Here is a 19,484-nt window from a genome sequence, read left to right on the forward strand (position 1 = left end):
TGAAAAGTATATTAATGATGCATTGGTTCAGGTTTTTGGGCAATAGACGTTGTAAAGCAACTAGCTAATGTTAAATAGCGATTTTATTTTCGAAGAAGTTTTTGAAGTCCAGTTTATAGTCACTGGCAAGTACTGCTTTTTCAATATCGAGGCGATATTCAATTTTCGACAAATTTATGTCTTTGGGGGCGAGATAATGCTTGCCGCGTAGTGAATAGAATACTTTTACAATAGGCTTAAGTGGGGCGTCTTCATTATGCTTAACCACCATTGCGATAGTCTCATCTGAAAGTTTTACCAGGCTACCGACTGGGTAAATACCAATACACTTAATAAATTTTTGGACAAGCTCCCGATCGTATTTGTGCGGGGTGTCTTTGAGTAAAATTTGCAGTGCTTTTTGACTCGGCATACCGGCTTTATAGCAACGGTCAGCGGTCAGCGCATCGTATACATCCACAATCGCGATCATACGACCATAAAAACTGATTTCATCATCACGCGCTCCCTCTGGGTAGCCATAGCCGTCCAATCGTTCGTGGTGTTCACCCACAGTTCTGATCATGCGCTCTGGAATGTCCATCTCTTGCAAGGCTTCAATCCCATAAACAACATGATCGCGCATGATGTTCATTTCTTGATCAGTAAGCCGACCTGGCTTGTGCAAAATCTTATCAGGTATGCGGATTTTACCGATATCATGTAAGAAACCTGACAAGGCTAACTCTTGCACTTCTTCTTCTTTGAGGCCGATATACTGGGCAAAATTCGCTAGCAGAATAGCTACGTTCAACGAATGCTCTAGCAAATAGTCGTCTTTTTCTCGAATCTTCGTTAAGCAAAGCAGGGCATTCGGATTTCGGTCGATAGAGCCAACCAGGTTCTTAGTAAATTCCTCAGGTACCGCGATATCCATCGGTAAACCCTTTGCTACAGAATTAAGTAGAACCTTTTGGACGGATTTACCTTTTTTATGCAGCTTGTTAGCAACAGCTACCTCGCGATCAAAGCTGACTTCACGCTTCTGCGTTACTTCTTCTTTTACTGGTTCTTCAACTTCCGTAGCTTCTGGCTCTTGTGGGCTTTCGGCTTCATCTGGAATAAATTGTTTGGATGGGTCGATAAGAACTGAGAGAACACCGCGCTTTTTCAATGAGGCGACAATGGCGCGTTTGGTGACTTTACCTCTGCTGGCCACCTGCAGATTGCCTTTTTGCTCGGCAATACTATCAACAAACATACCTGGTTTCAGGTCGTTGATTGAGATTTTGGTAAGCTTGGTGTCAGACATCGGGTTGTTAATACTGGGTAATATGTTGAAGGTAAATCAAACTGCACGATGAAACAAGTAATTGCATGTTAAAAGTCATTGAGGTGACTAAAAATCCAGCTCATACAACAAGGTGGTCAGTGCTGGTTGCCACTGAAATTGGTCTAACTTAACGCGAAAGTTAGTCACCATTATGTCTTCTGCAAGCAGCGCATCGCGTTGGCGTAAAGCAAAGTCACTGTGCTTGTCAAAGGCAATCTTGCCGTCACTGCGTAATACTCGATACCATGGTAGTTGCATCGCTTTTGGTGCCGCCCCTAATGCCTTTGAGGTTAGCCTGGCACGCCCAGGCAAACCGGCAAGGTCGGCGACTTGCCCATAGGTGGCCACACGCCCAACGGGTATCAGCTTGACCACTTGCCAAATTCGCTGCATAGATTCTGTTGCCATATATTTAAAACTTCGCTACTTCTTCGCGCTTTTAGATCAGAAAGTGTATAACTTTAGTGCAGCATAGCGCGAGAATATGGGCGATAAAGTTTTTATTGCTTACGCTCATTGACTAGTCGGAATAAGAGAATTGCATGAAGAAAAGGTTTCAGCTTTTTGCTGGTATTGTTCTGGTCATTGCAGCATGGGTATGGATTACTTCATCCCCAATCGACGCTGTACAGTGGGAACCATCGGGCGCGGAAGTCCGTGCAGCAGCAACCATTAGTATTGAACCAGAAAATTTAACCCTCTTATCCATGCAGGACAGTTTTGGCCCAGAAGATCTGACGGTTGACGCTTTTGGCTCACTTTACGCATCTTCAGCCAACGGCTTTCTTGTTAAAAAGTCTTCGCAGCAAACTCAGTTCACAGCATGGTGTGCAACTAATGGTTTTCCGCTTGGCTTACGCTTCGATGGACATGGAAATTTAATCGTGGCTGATGCTATGCATGGTTTACTGAGCATAGCATCGGATTGTGAGGTTACAGTTCTAGTGGATACATACCAAGGCGTCCGCTTGGGGTTCGTTGATGCTGTTGCGATTGCTCAAAACGGCACAATCTATTTCACTGACGCGAGCGCAAAATTTACCCCGCGAGTGTATACCAATCCTACGGTCGCAAGTCATTTGGATTTACTAGAGCATGGTGGACATGGGCGAGTTTTTGCGTACACACCCGATGTTCGCAGCCTTGAGCTTTTGGCCACAGGCTTACAATTTGCTAATGGAATTGTGGTAAGTCACGATCAAAAGTCACTCTTGGTTAACGAAACGGGGAACTATCGGATACTAAAGATCCCTTTGAGTGGACATAACAAGGGTAAGGCAGAAGTACTGGTTGATAACTTGCCGGGGTTCCCCGATAACTTATCGCTGGCCAGTGATGGCGGCTACTGGGTAGGTCTTGCCGCGCCACGCTCAGCACTTCTTGACGCGCTTGCAACCTGGCCCAGAGTTAGGAACTTAATTGCCACATTACCGCTCTTCATGCAGCCGCAACCCGCAAGCAAGGGACACCTCTTAAAGGTTAACCAGCATGGTATGGTAGTGCTTAGTATAGTTGAGCCAAACAGTAAGTTAGCACTTACAACTGGCGTGTTTGAGTACAAGCAAGACTTATACATAACCAGTTTAACGGAACCTCATGTCGCGGTGATTAACAGCGCCACTATTAGTCTTTAATTGAGCTGCGCCAATCACGGTAAACCGCATCTAACAGTGCGTAAACCTTGGTGCGCTCATGAGCACGCCTTTTTCTGATCCGGACACAGGCCTGTCCACAGTCAAAGTGCTCTGATAACTCGCCGGTCGGGTCAACTCGGTTTACATTACCAACATATAAACTGACATAATTTTTTTGCGCGTTGATGCAACACATGCTTTGGTTTTCAGCAGAAGAATTCGCGTAGCCCACTGCGAGCATTTTATATTGAATGAAGCACTCTATAGAGGAGTCGAGTTCTGTTACATAGTTGATGACATCGTTGATAAGGGCATTTTGCCATTCAACCGTAAGGCTAGTCATAAATGCTTGAGCGTTTGCGATGTCGTGCTGCATGGTCTCTACGTCATTAATCAAATTATTTATTATTAGTCTAGCCCAAAGGTTGAATATAAAAATTGCATTCCCGCATTCTGCGCGGCCTGTTCATCATAAATGTAATCCCCTACATACACGATTTCGCAGGGAGCAAGACCCCAATACTCGGCGATCATCAACAGGGCATCGGGTTTTGGTTTGGCGGGTGCATCTTCGCGAGTTAATACCAATTGAATAGGGATCCTGTTGCGCTGCAATTTGAGTTCAGTAGCTTGACGGCAATTCCTTGTCACTATAGCCATTGGCGTATTTCGGCTGGCTAGCTCGGTAATACAAGTTTTGGCGCCGCTTAGCCAATTCGAATGCTCGGCATCTGCGAGTTCGTGAGCGAGGATCTCAGCTTCCGCTGCGAGGCGCAAAGCTTTGGGTAGTGCATCGGTATATTGGAGCAGGTCTTCGTTTTGAGGGCAGCCGATGGCACGCCGAATTGCAGCGAAGTCCAAGGTTGACTCAACTAGAGTGCCATCAAGATCAAAAATTACGGCTTTAGCAGTATATAACTCGAGCATAAAATAACTGTTTATTTATACAGTGTAATTGTGTAGCCTGTATGTTCACGTCATCAAAACGTAAGGACTATAACATGGCAATCACAATTCAATACGTCGTATCGTATAAAGGGGTTGAAAAATTGGTTACAACAGACAAAAAGGCGGCAGATCAATACGATAAGATGCTTGATATTGCTGACAATTTACAAACTTATTTAAGCGCCAAAATGCCTGCTTTAGAAGAACAGACGATTGAAGAACTTGCGTTTACTCTAGCCCAAGAGAAGGTTTCGATTACTAAGCTATTAAAAGGAACTGATGCAGCTCAAGTATTGGATAAAGACAGCGCGCAAGTGCTACCAATGGATAAAGCGGCAAATGCTTAATACAGACTAGGAGGTAGCTGCTTTGATCTGTTTTACCGGAAATTCAATGAACAGAGTTAATCCGTCGCCAGGCTCACAATAGCAGTTGATGCTACCACCCAGTCGTTGGGTAGCTAAATTGTAAACGATGCTCAGACCAAGGCCGCTGCCACCCGTTTGGCGACTGGTCGTAAAAAACGGATCAAAGAGTTTGGGTAATGCTTTTGCAGGAACGCCTCTCCCATTGTCTTTAAAGGTCAGTTCTAAGTGCGCTTGTGCAGTTACCGCAAACTCAATACTGATTTTTTTGCTAGCTTGAGAGTATTCAGCAAAGCCGTGCTTGATAGCGTTAAGCACAAGATTCGTGAGAATTTGACTAAATGCCCCAGGGTAGGTTTCAACATTTATTTGTGGGTCACCGGATACCTCCACAGAGACCTCTTGTCTTTCTAATTCTTTGTGTAGACTCCTCAGCACCAACTCAATGTACTCATTAATGTTTATTACCCTCTGTTGTTCACTCGATTGGTCAACTGAAACCGCTTTAAAGCTTTGAATAAGATCCGCTGCTCGCTCGGTGTTCTTGCTCAAGATTTCCATACAATTATTGGCTTGTTCGATGAATTCTGTAAGTACCGAGCGCGAGAGTTGATTATTATCATACGCGTATTTTAGCGCTTGGAGCCTCTCATCAAGGATGCTAGTTGCTGTAACGCAAACCCCAATTGGTGTGTTGACCTCATGTGCAACGCCGGCGACTAAGACCCCAATTTGTGACATTTTCTCTGATTCCACCAATTGATTCTGGGTGCGGATCAATTCGCGATTGATTTTCTTCACTTCGGCCAAGGCATTTTCCAACGCTTCCGTGCGTAGCGTAACTTTCGCTTCTAGATCTTCTTGATAATCGCGTATGTTAAGTGCCATATCGGAGAGTAGGGCTGTAACATTCTTAAACTCTCTAAAAGGAAGTTCGTCTTGATGATAGCTTAGATTCCCATCATGGAAGGCCTGAACCATATCATTTAACTTTTCTAATGGTTTAAGTTCTAGCCTAACAAACAAATAGCCAAGTGCGACGAAGAGTACGACGATAGCACCAGCGTACAGAGCAAATCTAGCAGTGAGCGCATCTACTGCAGCAAGTGCTTCGCGTTCTTCCACAAAAAAATCTGCACTGATGGCAATATCGGTGCTGGCAATTCGAAAGCCGGCCGAGCTGGCTATTATGCCCTCGCGAGCGAAACCTTGTTGGAATGTTAATGGATGTCCATCGATAGATACATTGGCCAGTTGTAAACTTCCACTGCGCTGGTATACCAACTTAACAATATCTTCAGCCAAAATGAATGCGATAACATGCCCCGTATAGGTAGAACGGGAATCTAATCGTTCAGTCTCGCTAAGGAATAGTGGGATAGACAGTAGTAATATATGCCCTGATAACTCGCCAGCAATGGGAATATTGCGCGTAGTGTCAAACAACAATTCAGCTAAAGCATGGTCGGTAATAAATTGACTTTTCACAACCGAAACTCGAGTAAAGACTTCGGTATTGACGTGCTGCTTAATAGTGGAGGCATCAATAATTAAAGCAACTTCGGGCGCAGCTTCCGCGACTTGCCCTGATTCATCAAAGAGAATGGTGGCGGCAACAAAACTATGCTCCATTACAAAGTCGTTGAGGGTATTTGCAGCGCTATACCCGAATAAGCCTGACTGACCTGCCAACGCCATGTTCTTATCTCTGGCAATCTGGGTTAATGCAGTGGTCGCCTTTTCGAGAGCAAACTCAGTGTTATTCATCGTATTAGCCGCAATGGCTGTTTGTTTATCTAATTGCTGTTCAACTTGAATGCTCCGGAAGCTTGAAATAAAAAACACGCTCAGGATCAGCAAGGGAAGAAGAGCACAGAGGACGAACTGGGCAATTAGTGTGGTGCGCAAGGATAGCGTCGGACGCGCTTTTACGTTCACTGTATCGCCTCCAATTGACGTTGGTTCTTGCGCGCGACTTGTTGCATGTACTCGGCGGTTTGTTGCGGATCAAGTACGCCAGATTGATGTAATTTTAACCCTTTGCGCAGTGCGCTCCAGATAGAAACAAATGCAGTATCTGCTGGCATATTGCGGTTCTGTTTACTCAGCTCTTCTTGTATCACGAACCAATCAGCGATATCTGGCGGTGCGCTCTCATTCGCAATAATCGATCGCATTAGGGTCGCATTGCTGAGATATTTTTGGATTTGTTGGCTGCGTAGATAGTGGGCAATTTTACGGATTGCTACTTGATTAGGGCCATTCCAGCTATTGTTAGGGAAAACCATGACTACCAGCGAGCTTAACGCGTGCATCTCTGTGCCTTGATAGCTAGGTAATCCAGTAATGCCAAGATCAGTACCTAGTTTATCAACCGCTTCCCGCAATGCCCAGGTACCATTGATTGCATAAGCTACCTCTCCTTGATAAAAGTCCTTAGAAACACAGTCATAACCACAACTCGGATCTATGATACCTTCGTTCCCAAGCTCTTTATAAAAGCTGAGCGCTTTTTGCATAGCCATGCTGTCCAAGTTAGGACTACCATTACTAGCCAGCGAACCACCGAATAAGCTAACAAAATGGGCAAACCAGTAGGCCTCCTCAAACAGCACACCTACCGGCAAAATGTTCTGTTCTGCAAAGGAGGTAGCCTGTGCCACAATCGTTTCCCAACTCTGCGCCGGTTCAGGCACAAGTGCTTTGTTATAAAACAACAATAGCCGATTTGAACGCAATAACGGTAGTCCAAAGTATTGCTTATTAAATCGTAAAGCCGCTTTTTCGTGCTCACTGAGTTGGTCATTGACAAGTTCTGGCGGTATTGAAGATAGCCGCATGGGACGCGCATACACCGTGTTGTCAGAAGTCAAAATAACGATATCTGGTGCTTTACCCGAACTCACAGTTTTAATAATTGACGTTTTAAGATCTTCATTTGGAACACTAACCACATTGATCAGGGTGGCTGGATCAAGTTGTGAGTACTGGTTAGCAATTTTTTTCAGGGGCTGCTCTAGTTGTGGAGATGCAATCCATAAATTGATATTAGCGCGTTCTCGGCTAATAGATTGCGCAGCAGAATTTAATGGCAGCATTAGCATACACAGATAGCTGAGCACTGTAACTAGTTGCGCCATATTTGCCCATCGTTTCGAGTAATACTTTGAGTATAAACCAATTCTTGGACAAGCTTCCAACTCTACTGCAGATCTCTTAATCAGTGGGCAAAGCCAGTCACTGCGAGTATTGTTTGGACAAATAAAAAAGCCTGTCTGATCACCATCAGACAGGCTTTATGAGAGTTCTTAACCGCCCTTTTACTGTTTAACTACGGTTTGCGCGATTTGTCCAAAAATGGATTGGCCATCAGCATCGAACATTTCGATAGTCACATGATCACCAAACTGCATAAATGGTGTGCTTGGTTTGCCATTTTGAATGGTTTCGATCATGCGAATCTCCGCAATACAACTGTAACCAACACCGCCTTCACTGACGGGCTTGCCTGGACCACCGTCTAATTTATTTGAGACTGTACCAGAACCGATAATCGTGCCGGCTGCTAACGGACGAGTTTTGGCTGCATGGGCAATCAGTTGACCAAAGTTAAAGGTCATATCGATACCGGCATGCGGTTTACCGAACATGCTATTGTTAAGGTGCGAAACTAACGGTAATTCAAGTTTTCCGTTGTTCCATTTGTCACCTAATTGCTCTGGCGTTACGCACACAGGGCTGAAAGCACTTGAGGGCTTTGATTGGAAAAAGCCAAAGCCCTTGGCTAACTCGCCAGGGATTAAACCACGTAATGATACGTCATTAACGATCATTACCAAGCGCACGTGTTGCAGTGCTTCTTCAGCACTTACGCCCATTGGCACATCGCCAGTAACAACCGCGACTTCGGCTTCAAAATCGATACCAAAACCATCGTCTTGCGGCATTACAATGTCATCACGAGGCCCTAAGAAACTGTCGGAGCCGCCTTGATACATCAAAGGATCAGTCCAAAAACTCTCAGGCATTTCCGCATTACGTGCTTTCCGCACGAGCTCTACGTGATTGACATAGGCGCTACCATCTGCCCACTGAAAAGCGCGGGGTAGCGGAGATGCGCATTGAGTTTGATCAAAGGCTTCGCCAGCAATTTCACCTGACTCTAACGCCGCAAATCGTTGCTCAAGCTGCGGGGCCACTTCATCCCAGTTATCCAAAGCGAATTGCAATGTGGAAGCAATGCCTTGGGCAGTGGTCATCTTGGTTAGATCTGAATTCACGATGACGAGTTGGCCGTCGCGCCCGGATTTAATACTTGCTAACTTCATGCTTTTGCTCCTGGAAAACCTTGTCCGTTGTGTAACCACTCAGCATGCTTTGGCGCTTTTTTCGTCTGCGCCCATTCTTCTAGCATGGCAGGGGCTACGCGTTTGAGTTCTTGCATCATTTCTGGTGTATGGGTATTCGCCGCTAACTCAATACGATGTCCGTTTGGATCGAAAAAATAAATCGACTTAAATATACCGTGATCAGTTGGCCCCAACACTTTAATGTCCGCGGCTTCTAAACGTGCTTTAGCGGCTAATAAATCGTCCATACTCTCAACTTCAAAAGCGATGTGTTGCACCCACTCTGGAGTATTACCATCTCGCCCCATCTGTGGAGAGTTGGGTAACTCAAAAAACGCTAAGACGTTACCATTACCAGCATCTAAAAAGACATGCATATAGGGATCTGGCGCTTGGGTTGACGGTACGCGGTCTTCTGCAATTGCTAGCTGAAAATCCATATCAAGCATCTTTTGATAAAATTCGACAGTCTCTTTGGCATCATTGCAGCGGTAGGCCACGTGGTGGATCCGAGATAATTGCATAATTACGCTTCCTCTTTACTACCAACCACGCCGCGTGCAACTTGATCGCGCTCAATCGACTCAAATAAGGCTTTAAAGTTACCCTCACCGAAACCTTCGTCTTGCTTGCGTTGAATGAATTCAAAAAACACTGGACCCAACATAGTTTCAGAAAAGATTTGAAGTAGCAGTCGCGGTTGTCCGCCTTCTGTTGTTCCATCTAAAAGGATCCCGCGTGCCCGCAGTTCATCAACTGGCTCGCCGTGACCCGGTAAACGCTCTTCCAGCATTTCATAGTAGGTCGCTGGTGGCGCTGTCATAAATTTCATACCTTGGGCTTTTAGGCGATCCCAACAAGCAAGTAAGTCATCACAAGCAAAAGCAATGTGCTGGATACCTTCACCGTTATAGGCCATCAAGAATTCTTCAATTTGGCCACCACCGCCACCGCCAGCTTCTTCATTTAGTGGAATGCGGATCTTACCATCAGGTGCTGTCATTGCTTTAGACAGCAATCCGGTGTACTCACCCTTGATGTCAAAATAGCGGATTTCGCGGAAGTTAAACAAATTGGTATAGAAATCTGCCCAATAGCCCATGCGACCACGATAAACATTGTGCGTCAAATGATCTAAGGTGTGGAAACCACAGCCTTCAGGGTTACGATCAACGCCTTCGATCCATTCAAAATCGATATCGTAAATAGTTTCGCCTTCTTTATAGCGGTCAATCAAGTAAAGTGCCGCACCACCGATGCCTTTGATTGCTGGAAGGCGAAGTTCCATTGGACCGGTGTACAATTCAACCGGCTGTGCGCCTTTCCGCAATGCCTCATTGTAAGCAAATTGCGCGTCTTTTACGCGAAAAGCCATACCACAGGCAGATGGGCCATGCTCTTCGGCATAGTACGCTGCTGGACTATTCTTTTCGTAATTAGTGATAAAGTTGATGTCGCCTTGACGCCACAACGCAACGTCTTTGGATTTATGTACAGCAACTTTGGTAAATCCCATCGCGGTGAAAACGGGTTCTAAAATACCTTTCTCTGGCGCGGTAAACTCTACAAACTCAAAGCCGTCGAGCCCCATTGGATTTTCAAATAAATCTGCCATTGCAATCTTCCTCTGTTGAAACTGTTGACTATTACGCTCAGATGATTCGTAATGGTTGTGAATGCAACTAAATTAGTTGTCATTGCAACTAATGTCAAGTGTGAGCGATTTTTGACCAGTGATGAGGGTAAAGAATTTATGACAATCGAGCAGCGACATCTAAAGTTAGAGCGCTTCATGCCATATCGACTTTCGATTTTGTCAAACAAAGTCAGTGGTATCATAGCCTCCACCTACAAAGATAAGTTTGCTCTGTCGATAACCGAGTGGCGCATTATGGCCGTTTTGGGTGAGCATCCGGGAATATCTGCCGACGAAATTTCGGTTAAAACACAGCTCGAAAAATCTATCCTTAGTCGTGCCATCAGTAAGTTGCTCAAGCGCAATTTAATTGAACGAAGCATTGCCAGTGATGACCGCCGCCGTTCTGAAATCCGTCTTTCAACAACCGGAATGACGGTTTACCGCGAGATTGTGCCGCTTTCCTATCAGTATGAAACAGCGCTGCTGAGTTGCTTATCGGACGCTGAGCAAAAACAACTCAGTGACATTATTGACCGACTGTACGCTCATGCCGAAACCCTAGATCATGCTGCGTCTAAGTGAGTTTTGAAGTATTCATGTATGTCATGCCACAGTGGTTCTGCAGCAGCTCGAAAATAACCCATATGTCCTACTTGCGGCATGTTGATGCTTGCGGGATCAATATCAATCCGGTCAATTGTTGCATTAGTAAAGTGCTTAAAAAATGCATCTCGTGAGCGCGGCATAGCCCAAAGATCATCGGTTGCTACTACGGCTTTAATCGGCATTTTTACCTGCGCGAATAATTGATGCACTTCAGGGAAATTCGGATCATCGAAAAAGTAATGCGGATTTTTGCACCAGCGCTTCCACTGTTTGTAAACACCAAGTGGTAGATCTTCACCCATGCCAAGTCGACTCCAAGCGAGATACCCTTTTAATCGCGTTATCACGGGGGCAACAACATTCCACATAAACATTACACGGTATTTCTCCATGGTCGGCATCCAGCCATGCCAGCCAGAGCCAACACCGACGCAATAGGCAGCCTGCACTTTATGGTGGTTGTCGATTAGACCGATGGCATGGCCGCCATAGGAGTGACCAATAAGAAAAATAGGCACCTGACCTACGCCGTGATGGTCGATAACGGCTTTTAAATCGCGCCGTGCCCAATCGCGGTAATCTAGCTCGAAATTACGTAAGGCAGTAGGTGCCGATTGGCCAATTCCACGATAGTCAAAGGTTGAAACGGTGAATCCCTGCGCAGCTGCATGTTCGGCAAACTTGCGGTAGAAACCTTGCGGTACGCCTGTCGCACTGGCAATGATGATGCGCGCTAAGGCTGTCTCAGCCACATAATCTGTGCCTGAAAGTGCGTAATTGTCGTCAGTTTGATAGTGAGTTTGGATAATTTTACATCCCATGGTGTTCGTTCCGAAAGTTGGATTTCCCTAGGATAAACTATGGAGTATACTCCATAGTCAAGTCGAAAATGGTGAGATATCTATGCAGGCGAGCGAAGTAGCAAAACGTGCAGGCGTTAATAAAGATACGTTGCGCTATTATGAACAACTGGGAGTCATTAGCGCACCAAAGCGGGCTGCAAACGGTTATCGTGAGTATTCGGAAGAGACTTTAGAAGAGTTGCGCTTCATTAAGTTAGCACAGTCAGTCGGATTTACGTTGCAGGAAATAAAGCCAGCTATTCCCTTTGTTCAGAACCCAATACCTGGTTGCCCGAAGTTGACACAGGCTATCACCCAGCAATTGGCTCGAATAGACGACAAGCTAGCAGAGCTTGCTCGCTCGAGGCAAACCCTTCTGCGCTGGTTAGATAAACTATCTGCCTAGTATTTGACTAATAGTCTCGCGCACTTGTGGCAATAATGAATGTTCAAACCATGGATGTTTGGCCAACCAACGATTGTTGCGTCCCGATGGATGTGGAAGAACGAGTGCGGACTCTTTTAGCAGAGTCTGCCAATCTGCTACTGCTGAGGTTAATGTCGGATAATTGGGCCAGTAGTATTGCTGGGCATAGCGACCGATATAAATGTGAAAAACTGCAGCACTCTTAGCTAAAAATTCCGGGTGCCAAGTAGGTGCGCAGATCTTAATAGGAGGGGCGTCGGCACCGTTTTTATAACCTGGGAAACAAAAGCCCATCGGCAAAACATTAACAAGCCCCAAATTATAAAATTCGTGCGTTGTTAAGCCTAGCCAGTCGCGTAAGCGGTTGCCTGAAGCATCATTCCACGCAATTCCGCTTTCGTGGGCGAGTCGCCCCGGAGCCTGACTGATCAGATTGATCCTCGCAGTTGGGTTAAACAGAAATATGGGGCGCGGTTTATGCGGTAACAAGGATGAGCACAAGGTGCAATTCTGCACTTGCTGGCAAAGCTTCGCGACACTACATGAATTTTTCGCACTCAATAGGAGGAACCATTGTTAATCTTTTCTGCCTTGAACTAGTATAAGATTTAAAAATATCTATTTGGATTTTAAGTTTGCTTAATTTTGATCAACCGGTACTGATCATCGATGATAGCGAGATTGATCGCTACATTTTGAAGCGTCAATTGCGTAGTATCGGTTTTAACAATGTTAATGAAGCTGATGGACCGCAAGCGGCCTTGCAAAGCATTGAAAAAGCAGAGCAACGGCAAGAAGCAGTGCCAAGGTTGCTCATCTTAGACATGCATATGCCGACTTGTAGTGGCTTGGAGTTTCTTATTTCTATTAGGGATAAATTTGATTCAGGTTTGCTGCATGAAAGTAAGGTTTTGATGTACTCGGCAACAGAAAACCCTAATGAGCAAACTGCCATATTGCAGCAACCTATGGTCTGCGGGTTTATTGTCAAAGGGGCAGAACTCAGCGTGATCGAAGAAACGTTAGCGGCAGTTATTGAAGGCTCAGTAGGATAGGTAAATGCAAAAACCGCTACCGACTAAGAACGAATCTGAGCGCCTAAAAGCGCTGGATTCTTATCGGGTGATGGATTCTCCGCCCGAGGCTGCGCTTGACGATATTACCAATATGGCAGCAGAACTGTGCGATGTACCAATAGCGCTCATTAGCCTAGTTGATGACCATCGACAGTGGTTTAAATCCGCCTGTGGTTTAGGTGCCAAAGAAACAGATAAAGATATCGCATTTTGCGCCCACGCTATTCATCAGCAACAAATCTTTGAAGTTCCCAATGCGCTTGAAGACCCGCGTTTTTTTGATAATCCGTTGGTCACTGGAGAGCCGAATATCCGTTTCTATGCAGGTATGCCGTTAATTACTTCGGCCGGATATGCATTGGGGACGTTGTGTGTCATTGATACCAAACCTAATCAGCTGAGTGAAAAGCAACGACGTTACCTCAAGGTATTAGCGCAGGAAGTTATCGCTCGCTTTGAGTTACAGAAATCAAATCAGGCACTACAGCGCGCGCAAAAATTACAGTTGCTGATCACCGAAACCAATCAAGACTGCATTTTTGTAAAAGATAAAGACTGTAAAATTATTCAAGCGAATTCCGCCTTTATGGCGCTGTACCCGGATGATAAAAGAGCAAAGGTGATTGGTTACACAACCGTAGAAGATTATCACCCTAAAGAAGCTGAGTTATTTCTGGCCGATGATAAGCAGGCACTTGAATCCGGCAAGGTCGAAAAGTTTGAGACCATCACTTGTCCGGATGGAGTAACACGAACCTTGTTTACCACCAAAGTGCGCTTTAAAGATGACGATGGTGAGCCCTATATTCTAGGTGTAGCCAGAGACGTTACCGAACGTGAAGCGCTGATTAAATCATTGGAAAAGTCGAATCAAGATCTTGATGAATTTGCTTATGTAGCGTCACATGACTTACGGGCGCCATTAACTGCTATTCGACGTCTCATTGAGTGGGTCAGAGAAGATGCGCTTGGCCACGTGAGCGATGAAACAATCAAACAGATAGATATGATTGAACAGCGCAGTCGACGCATGGACCAACTATTAACCGACTTGTTGAATTATGCCAAAGTAGGTCGCGAGCAACATGAACCTGAGCAAATAGATTTATGTCCTTTCGTCGAGGATATCGTTGCGCTAATAGATAAGCCAGAGGGATTTGCTATTAAGGCTGAACCAGCCATCTTGAATATACCGCGGACTCCTCTCCAATTGGTGCTCACAAACTTGCTATCAAATGCGCTTAAGCATCATGATAAAGCGATCGGAATGGTCAGTGTGTCGGTAGTCGAGAGCGCAACTCATTATGCAATAAGCGTTGCTGACGATGGTCCGGGTATTGCGCCTGAATATCGTGAACAGGTGTTTGAAAAATTTAAGAAGCTGCGTTCTCAAGACGATGTTGCCGGCAGCGGTTTAGGCCTGTCGATGGTATTGAAAATGATCGAGCACTACGCGGGTACCATTCATATAGAAGACAATCTACCGCGCGGCAGCCAATTTATCATTGAGTGGCCAAAACCCTAAGAGAGCAGGGGAACGAACGCCCGTTCCCCTAGAGTTAGCGGCTTAAAAAGCCCGCGCTGGTTCGGCGGTCTCGGGTAACGGTTTGGCCTTTAGTGTGGGGATTGGCGCCTCGGCGAGTTTGGCCTGCAAATACTGAATTGCCGCTTCTAGCTGTGCATCCTTTCCGTTAAACGTAGCATGCGGATAATTGATCACCTCAATATCAGGCTTGACCCCAGAGCCTTCGACAATCCATTCGCCCTGTAGAGAGAAAACAGGATATTCCGCGACTCTGGCGATGCCGTTATCAACTAAGCGATTACGCCCTGACAACCATACGCCAGCACCTGCTGTTTGCTTTCCAATAACTGGCCCTAGCTCGAGAGCCTTGACGCCCGCAGTAAACGTTTCTCCGTCTGAATAGGTAAACTCATCAGCGAGCACCACTAAATGACCACGAAAGTTTTGCTGCATATTGGTTGATTGCTCACCATTGGCAGTTTCCCAGAACATCCATGTGCGTTTGAGTAATTTCTCTAAGATCCAGGCATCAACGTTTCCGCCGCGGTTGCGTCGTACGTCAATGATTAATCCTGGTTTTTCATATTGCGCATAAAACTCACGTGCAAATGAGGCGATATCATTGCCTCCCATGGCATAGAGGTGCAAGTAGCCTATAGAGGGGTCGCTTTGCGTTACTGCAGTCGCATTGCCTATGACCCAATCTTGGTAACGGAGGCGGAAGTCCTGACTAGCGGTAACTGGCTTGACGATTTGGTTAATCGGCTCTTTACCGCGTAGCAAAGACAATCGGACTTGTTTTCCAGCCTGATTGCGTAGCGCCGAAAGCAGTTCTGCCTGAGTCACAACAGGAATACTATTTATATGCGTTACGACATCTCCGACCCGGACGTCAACGCCGGGCTTATTCAGCGGTGCAGCTTGCGCCGGTACTTCAGGATCATGCCGATAAATATGACTGATTTTTAAGCCACTGGCTGCTTGTTCAAAAACCGCACCCAGCGCCCCAGCATTTGGCGTATTAGGATCTCGCGCTAAATCTCCACCACGTACCTGAGAGTGTAACGCGTTAAGCTCGGCCATCATTTGCGCAAACACATCGTTGAGTTCGTGGCGGTCTGAAACTTTTTGCAGTAGCGGTAAGTATTTTTCGCGCGTTGCTTGCCAATCCAAGCCGCGCATATTTGCATCAAAAAGTGAATCGCGGTGCATTAGCCAAGCATCGTTAAACATCTGTAGCCACTCTTGCTGCGGCTTGATGAGTAATTGCCACTGTTTAGCTTGTACTTTTGTTGTTTTTGTATCTTTTGGAAAACTATCTCCAGCATCTACAATAAACTGGTTCGCGTTATTGGCACCTGATTTTCGCACTAACATGGTTTTGCCATCGAGACTTAATTGATAATCCGCTACAGTCTCGGTAACCGTTTTGGCCTCAGCAGAAGGCTTCAATGCCAGTGCTTTGAGGGTGGGCTCAGAGCGCGGATCCGCGCTGCGTTCTAGCCAAAACAAGTAATCTTTATTTGCGCTAAGTTTTGAATAGTTGCCAGCATTAATCGGAACTTGCCAAAGACGACTTTGTAGACCCTCCCATTTGATAGATGCTTTCGGGGGCGATACTTCAACGTTATCTTGGTCGGTTGTCGTCGTTGTTGATTGTTGCGCAAGTTCATTGGGTGGGGTAAAAACAAAGTCACTATCTCCCAATAAGTCTAGAGCAAATATTTGCGTCCGACGGTTGAAAACAGGGCCCATGTTGCGATCGCCCCATGGAGCGGTGGGTGTTGCAACAAACTCTCTATTCGATAGGAAATACAGCCACTGGCCGTCATTACTAAATGCGGGCGCAAAAGATTCGTATTTATTGCTGGTAACGATTGCATGCTTCGACTCAGGCACGGAATATAGCAGAATAGCGGTTCTCTCTTTGCCTTGCTGAGGAAAAGTAAAGGCTAACCGTTGACTATCTGATGACCAAGCAACAGAGGTGATTTCAGTTAAACCAGAGCCATTCTCAGTGATCAGGCGGTTTTCCCCGTTTTCCAGATCGAGGATCCACACTCGTCCTCGCTTGTCATCATGTACGAGGTATTTGCCATCGGGAGATGGGTAAAGATTCCAACGGAACACACTTCCATCGCTGGTAAGTTGAGTAGCGTTTGGTGAGCCGTCACTGGCATAGCGCCAGATTTCCAGTTCACCGCTTTGGTCACTCAGAGCATAAACCCACTGACCATCTGCACTAATTATCGCGTTACGCACACGAGCGTTCGGTGGTGTCGCTACTTCAATCAAGCGCTGCTCAGAAGTATGCGCGATCGCGACACGGCCTCGCGCGGTCAAAGCAACGGCTCTGTCTTTCCCTGTGTAACGGGCTGAACTTAGGTATTTTAATGGCTCTTTGATCCAACGCTCGCGTAAATGGGGCAAATCCGAACGCAAATTAAATGTCAAAGCGGCGATTGAGTTAGTCGCTAAGTCAATAGATTTAAGGGCGGCTCCGTGTTGAAAAATTATCTCTCCGTTGTTAAGGCTGGGGCTTTTAACGGCAAAATCTGTGAAAAAGGTGATTTGTGTTTTATTGCTGCCGTCTAGCTCCATCGACCACAGATTATCAATACCACTGGCATTGCTGATGAAGAACAAGCGATTGGCAGCGATCATGGGGTTGCGTACAGAAGCATCATGCCCGCTGGTGAGTAATTCAGCCTCACTATTGCCAGTCAACCTGAAACGCCATATTTCGCCCCGTGCTCCACCGTTATATTGGTTGGCATTGTCGCCTGACAACTGTAAGCCAAACTGGGTAAAGTATATGTAATTGCCGCCAGCATCTATTTGACCTTCTACTGCGTCAGCCAAAGGAATGGTTGTGGTTTGCAAACGGTTTGGATTAACCGTTTTTAAAACCCAGCTATTGGTAGGACCAACGCGACTATCAGTCGAATAAACTATGCCAGAGGTAGCGTGCCACTGATGTAATCTGACGCGGCTATTTTCATAGGTGACTCGCTGTGCGAGGCCACCAGTAATTGGGATCACATAAACTTCACTCACACCGTCATAATTAGCCACAAATGCAAGCTGCTGGCCGTCGGGTGAAAACACCGAACTGTGTTCTTCTGTCGCATGTGAGGTTAAGCGAGTCGCATCCCCTCCACTTAACGGGGCAATCCATAAATCGCCTTCAGCGGTGAATGCAAGGTGCTGCTGATGCGCAGCTGGGAAGCGAAAATATCCAACAGAAGCACTGGCAAGGGCAGGAATTAATAGGGTAAAGGTAACAAGTAGTTTCCATTTCATGGCTATTCTCTGTACGTTAATTTACGTTAACATTTTGCGGGTCAGTGCGTAATTTTACCGATGCAAGCTTAAATGCCGTGCCGAGTTCGGCTTGTTCCAGAAAGAAATCTATCCGGTTGATAGCTCCAATATTGAGCAACCGATGTTTCGGGCCTGATTGGATATCGGCAATTGGGATCTCCAATGTTGAGCGGCCTGGAGGCAGCGACCAATGTCCGTTGTAGCGCTCATCATAATGATGCACGCCTACGTCGTGCTGACGATCGGTAATTTTCACTGTCAGCGAAATATTTGCAGAATTAGGGTTGTCGACCTCAACAACCAATCCAGAATATTCATTCCAATTTGCCGGAAAGTCTGTAAATGCGACGCCTGCATAACTCCTATCTTCATTTACGGTAACAATTAGCTCACCTTGATGTATATGTTTGGCTGTTGCGAATGTTCGCCAGTTAGCTTGTTCAAATGCATAGTCAAATTCAGCGAGAACAGGCGCATTTAGACTAAAGTACACCTGCCCTACAGCCAACTTTATAAAGGTGGCACGGTCGATAAGAAATATTACTGAGAGACAAACAAGAGCCAAATTGGCGATTGTTTTTTTATGTTTTTCGACAACATAGAGGCGGGCTCGTAACGCAATTCCTAACCCTAGCCCGATAAAGTTACGATAGATGTCTATCCATTGAAACGCTCTACCTACAGCTTCTTGGATGCCTTCTATCAGTAGGCTGCCTACCAGAGTAGCAACGACCAGAATGGCTATTCTGGTTCGGATCCGCGCATGGAAAAGAGGCAAGAGTGCCCAGCCAACCACAAAAAATACGCCAATATGAGCCCCGTTATGCAAGGCATTAATAAATGGTGAGCCATAGCTTTCGAGATGAATAAAAAATAACGGTGAAAAACACAGTGCCAGCACCGCATAGCGAAACAACAAGGTTTGCCTGCGGGATCTAAATGCAAACCATGGGGCTTTGCTCATTCGGTCTTTTCTTTGCGTCGAGCTTGAATATGCTCAAGAGTAGACAATAGGAAGTACTTAGCATCTGAGATTGTCTTAAACGACAGTGACTGAATCGGAGATTCAACTCCACAAGCTTTGCGCGCTTTGTCAACTTGCGCCAATCCAACCACAGAGGGCATGCAGTAGGCCTCAACAATACAGCCATTTTCCATACACAATCGATAAGTTTGGGCGTAGCTCTCTTCAACTTCTGGCAATGCAGCGGCGTAGTCCTCAGATGAACTTAAGTAGCACCACCCATTTTCTGGCAACTGTGGAATAGCATCTAGCACAGCTTGATGGAAAACTTGGGCAATTTTGGGGGTACAGGCCCCTTTAAATTCTGCAATAAAAATCGGCCCCTCTAGAGTAACCCTGAGAGACCCATTGCGTTGTTTAATTTCAGCGATAACAGTGCGTGTAGGCATGTATCAGATAATCACATAAAAACA

At 45.9% G+C, this 19,484-nt stretch carries 20 protein-coding genes; 6 read left to right on the forward strand and 14 right to left on the reverse strand.

What is annotated here, in order from left to right; translation table 11 throughout:
• Positions 1-70 precede the first annotated feature (70 nt).
• Entirely contained in the window at positions 71-1,291 is a 1,221-nt protein-coding gene (locus tag CSH92_RS15590) for an HD-GYP domain-containing protein (RefSeq protein ID WP_100658566.1), read from the reverse strand.
• 87 nt (positions 1,292-1,378) lie between these two features.
• Positions 1,379-1,720: an MGMT family protein gene (locus CSH92_RS15595; protein ID WP_100658567.1), complete on the reverse strand. Its 342-nt coding sequence runs from the start codon at positions 1,718-1,720 to the stop codon at positions 1,379-1,381.
• A 134-nt stretch (positions 1,721-1,854) separates the two neighbouring features.
• Here CSH92_RS15595 and CSH92_RS15600 point away from each other — a divergent pair, with 134 nt between their 5' ends.
• Positions 1,855-2,946 (forward strand): SMP-30/gluconolactonase/LRE family protein, encoded by a 1,092-nt coding sequence (locus CSH92_RS15600; protein WP_100658568.1) that lies wholly within the window; start codon positions 1,855-1,857, stop codon positions 2,944-2,946.
• Here the strand turns inward: CSH92_RS15600 and CSH92_RS15605 are convergent.
• Together CSH92_RS15605 and CSH92_RS15610 are read right to left on the reverse strand one after the other, a co-directional pair.
• Complete coding sequence (locus CSH92_RS15605) at positions 2,936-3,322, reverse strand: hypothetical protein (RefSeq protein WP_100658569.1); 387 nt, start codon at positions 3,320-3,322, stop codon at positions 2,936-2,938. The genes CSH92_RS15600 and CSH92_RS15605 overlap by 11 nt on opposite strands.
• A gap of 32 nt (positions 3,323-3,354) precedes the next feature.
• Positions 3,355-3,873 (reverse strand): HAD family hydrolase, encoded by a 519-nt coding sequence (locus tag CSH92_RS15610; protein WP_100658570.1) that lies wholly within the window; start codon positions 3,871-3,873, stop codon positions 3,355-3,357.
• A gap of 74 nt (positions 3,874-3,947) precedes the next feature.
• Between CSH92_RS15610 and CSH92_RS15615 the strand changes: the two genes are divergently transcribed.
• The gene (locus CSH92_RS15615; RefSeq protein ID WP_100658571.1) at positions 3,948-4,241 is read left to right on the forward strand and encodes a YebG family protein; all 294 of its coding nucleotides are present in this window, start codon (positions 3,948-3,950) and stop codon (positions 4,239-4,241) included.
• A 6-nt stretch (positions 4,242-4,247) separates the two neighbouring features.
• Here the strand turns inward: CSH92_RS15615 and CSH92_RS15620 are convergent, their stop codons facing one another.
• From CSH92_RS15620 to hppD, 5 genes are all read right to left on the reverse strand, one after another.
• Positions 4,248-6,197 (reverse strand): sensor histidine kinase, encoded by a 1,950-nt coding sequence (locus CSH92_RS15620; RefSeq protein WP_100658572.1) that lies wholly within the window; start codon positions 6,195-6,197, stop codon positions 4,248-4,250.
• The gene (locus CSH92_RS15625; protein WP_100658573.1) at positions 6,194-7,399 is read right to left on the reverse strand and encodes a sugar ABC transporter substrate-binding protein; all 1,206 of its coding nucleotides are present in this window, start codon (positions 7,397-7,399) and stop codon (positions 6,194-6,196) included. Before CSH92_RS15625 ends, CSH92_RS15620 begins: the two co-directional genes overlap by 4 nt.
• A 180-nt stretch (positions 7,400-7,579) precedes the next feature.
• Entirely contained in the window at positions 7,580-8,587 is a 1,008-nt protein-coding gene (locus tag CSH92_RS15630) for a fumarylacetoacetate hydrolase family protein (RefSeq protein WP_100658574.1), read from the reverse strand.
• Entirely contained in the window at positions 8,584-9,132 is a 549-nt protein-coding gene (locus tag CSH92_RS15635) for a VOC family protein (RefSeq protein ID WP_100658575.1), read from the reverse strand. The genes CSH92_RS15630 and CSH92_RS15635 overlap by 4 nt, the downstream gene beginning before the upstream one ends.
• 2 nt (positions 9,133-9,134) lie before the next feature.
• Positions 9,135-10,223: a 4-hydroxyphenylpyruvate dioxygenase gene (gene hppD, locus CSH92_RS15640; RefSeq protein WP_100658576.1), complete on the reverse strand. Its 1,089-nt coding sequence runs from the start codon at positions 10,221-10,223 to the stop codon at positions 9,135-9,137.
• 51 nt (positions 10,224-10,274) lie between these two features.
• Here hppD and CSH92_RS15645 point away from each other — a divergent pair, with 51 nt between their 5' ends.
• Positions 10,275-10,829, forward strand: coding sequence for a MarR family winged helix-turn-helix transcriptional regulator (locus tag CSH92_RS15645; RefSeq protein WP_240612845.1), 555 nt, complete (start codon positions 10,275-10,277; stop codon positions 10,827-10,829).
• Here CSH92_RS15645 and CSH92_RS15650 read toward each other — a convergent pair.
• Positions 10,811-11,674 (reverse strand): alpha/beta hydrolase family protein, encoded by an 864-nt coding sequence (locus tag CSH92_RS15650; protein WP_100658577.1) that lies wholly within the window; start codon positions 11,672-11,674, stop codon positions 10,811-10,813. The two genes, CSH92_RS15645 and CSH92_RS15650, sit on opposite strands and share 19 nt — an antisense overlap.
• Before the next feature lie 82 nt (positions 11,675-11,756).
• Here CSH92_RS15650 and CSH92_RS15655 point away from each other — a divergent pair, with 82 nt between their 5' ends.
• Positions 11,757-12,101: a MerR family transcriptional regulator gene (locus CSH92_RS15655; protein WP_100658578.1), complete on the forward strand. Its 345-nt coding sequence runs from the start codon at positions 11,757-11,759 to the stop codon at positions 12,099-12,101.
• Here the strand turns inward: CSH92_RS15655 and CSH92_RS15660 are convergent.
• Positions 12,090-12,683 (reverse strand): uracil-DNA glycosylase family protein, encoded by a 594-nt coding sequence (locus CSH92_RS15660; protein WP_100658579.1) that lies wholly within the window; start codon positions 12,681-12,683, stop codon positions 12,090-12,092. The genes CSH92_RS15655 and CSH92_RS15660 overlap by 12 nt on opposite strands.
• Positions 12,684-12,757: 74 nt before the next feature.
• Here CSH92_RS15660 and CSH92_RS15665 point away from each other — a divergent pair, with 74 nt between their 5' ends.
• Both CSH92_RS15665 and CSH92_RS15670 read left to right on the forward strand, forming a co-directional pair.
• Complete coding sequence (locus CSH92_RS15665; protein WP_164084771.1) at positions 12,758-13,177, forward strand: response regulator; 420 nt, start codon at positions 12,758-12,760, stop codon at positions 13,175-13,177.
• 4 nt (positions 13,178-13,181) lie between these two features.
• Positions 13,182-14,723, forward strand: a complete 1,542-nt coding sequence (locus CSH92_RS15670) for a GAF domain-containing sensor histidine kinase (protein ID WP_100658581.1) — start codon at positions 13,182-13,184, stop codon at positions 14,721-14,723.
• Positions 14,724-14,765: 42 nt separating this feature from the next.
• Here CSH92_RS15670 and CSH92_RS15675 read toward each other — a convergent pair whose 3' ends face one another.
• Genes CSH92_RS15675 through CSH92_RS15685 form a run of 3 tightly spaced genes read right to left on the reverse strand, consistent with a single transcriptional unit; the run spans position 14,766 to position 19,460 of the window.
• A complete protein-coding gene (locus CSH92_RS15675; RefSeq protein WP_100658582.1) occupies positions 14,766-18,026 on the reverse strand; it encodes a S41 family peptidase in 3,261 nt (1,086 codons plus the stop codon).
• Positions 18,027-18,042: 16 nt separating this feature from the next.
• A complete protein-coding gene (locus CSH92_RS15680; RefSeq protein ID WP_100658583.1) occupies positions 18,043-19,011 on the reverse strand; it encodes a VanZ family protein in 969 nt (322 codons plus the stop codon).
• Entirely contained in the window at positions 19,008-19,460 is a 453-nt protein-coding gene (locus CSH92_RS15685) for a hypothetical protein (RefSeq protein WP_100658584.1), read from the reverse strand. The genes CSH92_RS15680 and CSH92_RS15685 overlap by 4 nt, the downstream gene beginning before the upstream one ends.
• Positions 19,461-19,484: the final 24 nt, after the last annotated feature.

It is taken from the genome of Neoalteromonas flava, from assembly GCF_002807685.1.
GTDB lineage: Bacteria > Pseudomonadota > Gammaproteobacteria > Enterobacterales > Alteromonadaceae > Alteromonas_E > Alteromonas_E flava.

Coding starts and splice junctions, on each gene's coding strand:
- CSH92_RS15675 (WP_100658582.1), bottom strand. CDS start 18,026: ATGAAATGGAAACTACTTGTTACCTTTACCCTATTAATTCCTGCCCTT.
- hppD (WP_100658576.1), bottom strand. CDS start 10,223: ATGGCAGATTTATTTGAAAATCCAATGGGGCTCGACGGCTTTGAGTTT.
- CSH92_RS15610 (WP_100658570.1), bottom strand. CDS start 3,873: ATGCTCGAGTTATATACTGCTAAAGCCGTAATTTTTGATCTTGATGGC.
- CSH92_RS15630 (WP_100658574.1), bottom strand. CDS start 8,587: ATGAAGTTAGCAAGTATTAAATCCGGGCGCGACGGCCAACTCGTCATC.
- CSH92_RS15590 (WP_100658566.1), bottom strand. CDS start 1,291: ATGTCTGACACCAAGCTTACCAAAATCTCAATCAACGACCTGAAACCA.
- CSH92_RS15605 (WP_100658569.1), bottom strand. CDS start 3,322: ATGCAGCACGACATCGCAAACGCTCAAGCATTTATGACTAGCCTTACG.
- CSH92_RS15635 (WP_100658575.1), bottom strand. CDS start 9,132: ATGCAATTATCTCGGATCCACCACGTGGCCTACCGCTGCAATGATGCC.
- CSH92_RS15655 (WP_100658578.1), top strand. CDS start 11,757: ATGCAGGCGAGCGAAGTAGCAAAACGTGCAGGCGTTAATAAAGATACG.
- CSH92_RS15615 (WP_100658571.1), top strand. CDS start 3,948: ATGGCAATCACAATTCAATACGTCGTATCGTATAAAGGGGTTGAAAAA.
- CSH92_RS15650 (WP_100658577.1), bottom strand. CDS start 11,674: ATGGGATGTAAAATTATCCAAACTCACTATCAAACTGACGACAATTAC.
- CSH92_RS15625 (WP_100658573.1), bottom strand. CDS start 7,399: ATGGCGCAACTAGTTACAGTGCTCAGCTATCTGTGTATGCTAATGCTG.
- CSH92_RS15600 (WP_100658568.1), top strand. CDS start 1,855: ATGAAGAAAAGGTTTCAGCTTTTTGCTGGTATTGTTCTGGTCATTGCA.
- CSH92_RS15670 (WP_100658581.1), top strand. CDS start 13,182: ATGCAAAAACCGCTACCGACTAAGAACGAATCTGAGCGCCTAAAAGCG.
- CSH92_RS15595 (WP_100658567.1), bottom strand. CDS start 1,720: ATGGCAACAGAATCTATGCAGCGAATTTGGCAAGTGGTCAAGCTGATA.
- CSH92_RS15645 (WP_240612845.1), top strand. CDS start 10,275: ATGGTTGTGAATGCAACTAAATTAGTTGTCATTGCAACTAATGTCAAG.
- CSH92_RS15685 (WP_100658584.1), bottom strand. CDS start 19,460: ATGCCTACACGCACTGTTATCGCTGAAATTAAACAACGCAATGGGTCT.
- CSH92_RS15680 (WP_100658583.1), bottom strand. CDS start 19,011: ATGAGCAAAGCCCCATGGTTTGCATTTAGATCCCGCAGGCAAACCTTG.